This window comes from Methylobacterium sp. WL103, assembly GCF_008039885.1.
GTDB classification, from domain to species: Bacteria; Pseudomonadota; Alphaproteobacteria; order Rhizobiales; family Beijerinckiaceae; genus Methylobacterium; species Methylobacterium cerastii.
Genome location: NZ_VRUX01000321.1, coordinates 1 through 4942, shown reverse-complemented (window position 1 = coordinate 4942; position 4942 = coordinate 1). Strand labels below are relative to the sequence as shown.

7 protein-coding genes are annotated in these 4942 nt (G+C 72.7%); 3 read left to right on the top strand and 4 right to left on the bottom strand.

Annotation, left to right across the window (positions count from 1 at the left end):
* The 3 genes from FV222_RS17370 to FV222_RS17360 form a co-directional block, all read left to right on the top strand.
* The coding region (locus FV222_RS17370) for a DnaJ C-terminal domain-containing protein (RefSeq protein ID WP_281406891.1) at window positions 1-468 on the top strand (468 nt) is incomplete at its 5' end.
* 204 nt (window positions 469-672) lie between these two features.
* A complete protein-coding gene (locus tag FV222_RS17365) occupies window positions 673-1302 on the top strand; it encodes an rRNA adenine N-6-methyltransferase family protein (RefSeq protein ID WP_147751405.1) in 630 nt (209 codons plus the stop codon).
* A gap of 116 nt (window positions 1303-1418) precedes the next feature.
* On the top strand, window positions 1419-1742 hold the full coding sequence (locus FV222_RS17360; RefSeq protein ID WP_147751404.1) for a hypothetical protein: 324 nt from the start codon (window positions 1419-1421) through the stop codon (window positions 1740-1742).
* Here the strand turns inward: FV222_RS17360 and deoA are convergent.
* The 4 genes from deoA to FV222_RS17340 are packed head-to-tail and all read right to left on the bottom strand — an operon-like array spanning window position 1721 to window position 4926.
* The gene (gene deoA, locus FV222_RS17355; protein ID WP_147815266.1) at window positions 1721-2911 is read right to left on the bottom strand and encodes a thymidine phosphorylase; all 1191 of its coding nucleotides are present in this window, start codon (window positions 2909-2911) and stop codon (window positions 1721-1723) included. The two genes, FV222_RS17360 and deoA, sit on opposite strands and share 22 nt — an antisense overlap.
* Entirely contained in the window at window positions 2908-3666 is a 759-nt protein-coding gene (gene deoC, locus FV222_RS17350; RefSeq protein WP_147765161.1) for a deoxyribose-phosphate aldolase, read from the bottom strand. Before deoC ends, deoA begins: the two co-directional genes overlap by 4 nt.
* Before the next feature lie 29 nt (window positions 3667-3695).
* Window positions 3696-4505 (bottom strand): purine-nucleoside phosphorylase, encoded by an 810-nt coding sequence (locus FV222_RS17345; RefSeq protein ID WP_147765162.1) that lies wholly within the window; start codon window positions 4503-4505, stop codon window positions 3696-3698.
* Window positions 4498-4926, bottom strand: a complete 429-nt coding sequence (locus FV222_RS17340) for a cytidine deaminase (protein ID WP_147765163.1) — start codon at window positions 4924-4926, stop codon at window positions 4498-4500. The genes FV222_RS17345 and FV222_RS17340 overlap by 8 nt, the downstream gene beginning before the upstream one ends.
* Window positions 4927-4942 lie beyond the last annotated feature (16 nt).

Genomic DNA, 4942 nt, shown 5'->3' with positions numbered 1-4942 from the left:
GGCCTGCGCATCCGCTTGGCCGGCGAGGGCGAGAGCGGCCTGCGCGGCGGGCCGGCCGGCGACCTCTACGTGTTCCTCTCGATCAAGCAGCACGCCTTCTTCCAGCGCGACGGCGCCGACCTGTTCTGCCGGGTCCCGATCTCGATGGTGACGGCGGCGCTTGCCGGCGAGATCACCGTGCCGGTGATCGACGGCTCGCAGACGCAGGTGCGGATCCCGGCCGGCACCCAGACGGCCAAGCAGTTCCGCATCAAGGGCAAGGGCATGCCGGTGCTGCGCGCCCGCGAGGTCGGCGACCTCTACATCCAGGTCTTCGTCGAGACGCCGCAGAACCTGACCAAGCGCCAGCGCGAGTTGCTGCAGGAGTTCGGCCAGACCGCGTCCGACGACAACCACCCCGAGGCCGCTGGCTTCTTCTCGAAGGTGCGCGACTTCCTCGGCGGGTTCGGCGGCACCGCCCGCCCGTAACCCTGTGCAGACCCCGCGGCGTCCACCGGATCAAATCGTCGCCGGCCCGGTTGAGCCTGTGGCCGAGACCGGTTCGATCGGTGCAGGCATGTGTGATCGCATTGTGCTAGGCACGGGCGCGACCTTGCCTGTAAGACAAGTGCCGACCGTCGCGTTCACTGCCGGGATCGCCTTTCGGTGATCCAACCTGAAGGAACACCGGACTTGCCGCCGCTACGTCGTTCCAGTGCGAAAACCTCGTCCGTGAACGCGAAGGTGCGGCGCGATCCGCTGGAGGACGAGGCGCGGTTCCTCAAGTCCTGGCTCGAGCGCCCACTCGTCACCGGCTCGGTCACGCCGTCCGGCAAGATGCTGGCCAGGACCATGGCGGCCTATGTCGACCCGGCCGTTTCGGGGCAGGTGATCGAGATCGGACCCGGTACGGGTCCTGTCACCGAGGCGCTGATCCGCCGGGGCGTCGCGCCCGAGCGCCTCGTGCTGATCGAGTTCAACCCCGATTTCTGCACCCTGCTGCGGCGCCGCTTCCCCGGCGTCACCGTGGTGCGCGGCGACGCCTACGACATCCGCGGAAGCGTCGGCGCGGTGATGACGGGGCCGGCCGCGGCGACCGTCTCCAGCCTGCCGCTCTTCACCAAGCCGCTGGAGCAGCGCCTCGACCTGCTCAATACCGCCCACGACCTGATGCATCCGGGCGCGCCGTTCGTGCAGTTCACCTACGCCGTCGTCCCGCCGATCCCGGCGCGCTGCGCGATGGGCAGCTACACCGCCAGCGGCTCGAACCGGGTCTGGCTCAACCTGCCGCCGGCCCGGGTCTGGGTCTACCGCCGGCCCTGATCGAAGCTGCCCGAACACAATCTGAGCGCGTGCCTCAGGTCACATTCAGGTGAGGCCCGCTATCTCTCCGCTCAACGCCGTCGGCGAAAGCCGCGGCGCACAGCAGGAGAACGCCGATGTCTACGACACCGACCCGCACCAGCCTCGCCCTCGCAGCCCTCGCGCTCGCCGGCGGCCTCGCCCTCGCGGCACCGGCCCAGGCCGCGCCGTTCGCACCGGCCCCGCTCGCCGAAGCTCATGCCGACGTTGTGCAGGCGCAGTACGGCTACGGATACGGCCACCGCCATTTCGGCCACGGCCCCCGCCACTTCGGCTACGGCCCGCCGCGCGGCCGTCATTTCGGCGGTCATCACGGATTCGGCGGCCCGCGCTTCGGGCATCACCATCACCATGGGCGCGGCTACGGCTACGGCCGGGGCTACGGCCGCGGCGGTTGGTAGGTAAGCTCGGGCCGGTGGCGAAAGCCACCGGCCTTCTTCATGGCTTCGGCGCGATCCGCTCGATCACCGCCGGCCCCTCGGCCGCCGCCGAGGCCGATCACCGCGAGCCCGATCGCGCGGGTCGCGACCCGCGCGACTTTACCCTCCGCCCGCACCTCCCGGATCACCGGCGCCGCCGGCAGGTGCCTGGTGGGATGCTCCATCAGGTCGGCGGGGCCGCCCAGCGCGGCGACCATGCGGGAGAACGTCTCCGCGGCCCGGCCCGAGGCGAGGCTCGCCTCCAGCTTCGTGGCCGCCGCGTCGAGATCAGTCGCGAGCCCGCCGGCCACCAGCATCTCTGCGGCGAGCGCCAGGGTCACTGCGTGGAAGCGCGGCTCGCGGCGCCCGGCGAGGTAGTCGATCGCGTAGGCGACCTCCAAGCCGTTTCCGGCGGCGCTCGCCAGCGGCGCGTCCATGTCGGTGATCAGCGCGACGGTGCGCAGGCCCGCGCCGTTCGCCACCGCGACGATGCTGTCGGCGAGCGCCCGCGCCGCGTCGATCCCGGCCATGAAGGCGCCGGAGCCGACCTTCACGTCCATGACGAGGCCGTCGAGCCCTGCGGCGAGCTTCTTGGCGAGGATCGAGGCCGTGATCAGGTCGAGCGATTCCACCGTCCCGGTCACGTCGCGGATCGCGTAGAGCCGGCGGTCTGCCGGCGCGAGGTCCGCGGTCTGGCCGATGATGGCGCAGCCGACCTCGGAGACGACGCGCCGGAACCGGTCGAGGTCGGGCGTCGCGTCGTAGCCGGGGATGCTGGCAAGCTTGTCGAGCGTGCCCCCGGTATGGCCGAGGCCGCGGCCGGAGATCATCGGCACGTAGCCGCCGCAGGCTGCGACCATCGGCGCGAGCACGAGGCTGACCGCGTCGCCGATGCCGCCCGTCGAGTGCTTGTCGAGGACCGGGCCGGACAGGTTCCAGGCCAGCACGCTGCCTGATCGCGTCATCGCCCGCGTCAGCGCCACCCGTTCGGCGATCGACATGCCTTGGAAGAACACCGCCATCGCGAAGGCCGCCGCCTGGCCTTCGCCGACGCGCCCGTCGGTCAGCCCGGCGATGAAGTCGGCGATCTCCGCGGGCTCCAGCGTCGCCCCGTCGCGCTTGCGCCGGATGGTCTCCTGCGGAAGCCTCATGGCGTCGCCTCCGGACTGGTGGCATCCCCGCGGGCGGCCATCAGCACGCCGAACAGGCTGCTGGCGCCGAGTCGGAACGTCCCAGGGCCGGCCCAACCCGACCCCATGATCTGGTCGGCAAGGGCGAGGTAGGTCGCGGCGTCGGCGAGCGTCCGCAGGCCGCCGGACACCTTGAGGCCGCCCCGCCCGGCCTCGCGAATCGCGTGCAGCATGGTCTCGGCCGCCTCCGGCGTGGCCGAGACCGCGCTCTTGCCGGTGGAGGTCTTGATGAAGTCGGCGCCGGCCGCGAGCGCCAGCCGGCTGGCTGTGGCGACGGTTTCGCGGGCCTGCAACTCGCCGGTTTCCAGGATCACCTTCAACGCGGTTCCGGGGCAGGCCTCGCGCACCGCCTCGACCATGAGGCGGACCGCTTCCGCGTCGCCGCGCAGGAGCGCCCGGTAGGGGAGGACGAGGTCGATCTCGTGCGCACCGTCGCGCAGCGCCTCCGCGGTGTCCTCGACTGCGCGGTCCACATCCTCGCCGCCCGCCGGGAAGTTGATCACCGTGGCGATCCGCACCGGTCCGCCCGCCAGCACGCGCGCCGCCTGATGCACGAATTGCGGCCAGACGCAGACCGCCGCGACCCCGCCCGCGCGGGCGTCCCGGCACAGCGCGTCGACCTGCGTCGCCGTGCAGGTGTCGCCGAGGTCGGTCAGGTCGAGCAGCGCGAGGGCGCGCCGGGCGATCGAGGCCGAGTTCAAGGTCGGTTCGGGCATGCGCGCGCGCTTTCGGGGAGGCGTGAGGCTCAAGGATCGCCGGCGGGCAGGCCGGCGACGAAGCTTTGGATCAGCCGGACGAGGTCGCCGGCCGCGGCCGCCGCCGCCTGCTTGGTCTCAGCATGATGCGGGTCGCCGTCGCCGATCCCGGCGGCGCGGTTCGTCACCACCGAGAGCGCGGCGACCGGCAGGCCGAGGAAGCGGGCGAGGATCACCTCCGGCACCGTCGACATGCCGACGAGGTCGGCGCCGAGCAGCCCCGCCATCCGCACCTCGGCCGGGGTCTCGAAGGACGGCCCGGAGAACCACGCGTAGACGCCCGCATGCAGGGGGATGCCGCAGGCGGCCGCGGCCGCATCGAGCCGGGCGTTCAGGGCGGGGTCGTAGGCCCGCACCATCGGTACGAAGCGGGCGTCGCTCGGCTCGCCGACGAGCGGGTTCATCCCCGACAGGTTGAGGTGGTCGGACAGCCGCACGAGGCTTCCGGGGCCGGCCGCCGGCATCAGCGAGCCGGAGGCGTTGGTGAGTAGCAGGCAGGCGGCGCCGAGGGCCTGCGCGGCGGCGAGCGGCACGCGCATCGCGGCGGCGTCCCCATACTCGTAGGCGTGCGCCCGACCCTCGAACACCAGCACCCGCCGCCCGGCGATCGAACCGCGATGAAGCCGCCCGCGATGGCCGCTGACGCCGGCGCCCGGAAAGCCGGGGATCTCGGCATAGGGCCGCGAAATCGCATCCGCGAGCCCGTCGGCGAGGCCGCCGAGCCCGGTGCCGGCGACGATCGCGCAGGCATAGGGGCCGGCAAAGCCCGCCGCGCGCAACGTGTCGACCGCCTCAGTCACCGAGCATCTCCTGGACGAGCGTTTCGGGCCCGAAGGAGTCCGGCAGCAGCGCGTCGAGGGTGAAGCTGCGCCGGACCCCCTCCGGCCCCGCCGCGTGGATCGGCGTCGCGGGCGCGGCGAATTCGCGGATGCGCTGCCGGCAGGCGCCGCAGGGCGTGACGAGGCCAGCGCCGTCGCCGAGCACCAGGATTTCGCGGATGCTCCGGCCGCCGGCCAGGATCATCGCGGCGATCGCCCCGGCCTCGGCGCAGGTGCCGACCGGATAGGCCGCGTTCTCGACGTTGCAGCCGGCATGGATCGCGCCGTGCTCGTCGCGGAGCGCTGCGCCGACCGCGAAGCGCGAGTACGGCGCATGCGCCCGGCCGCGTGCCCCGGCGGCGGCGTCGAACAGGGCGGCGAGGTCGAGAGGGGAGGGCGGCATCCCCGATCATTGGCAT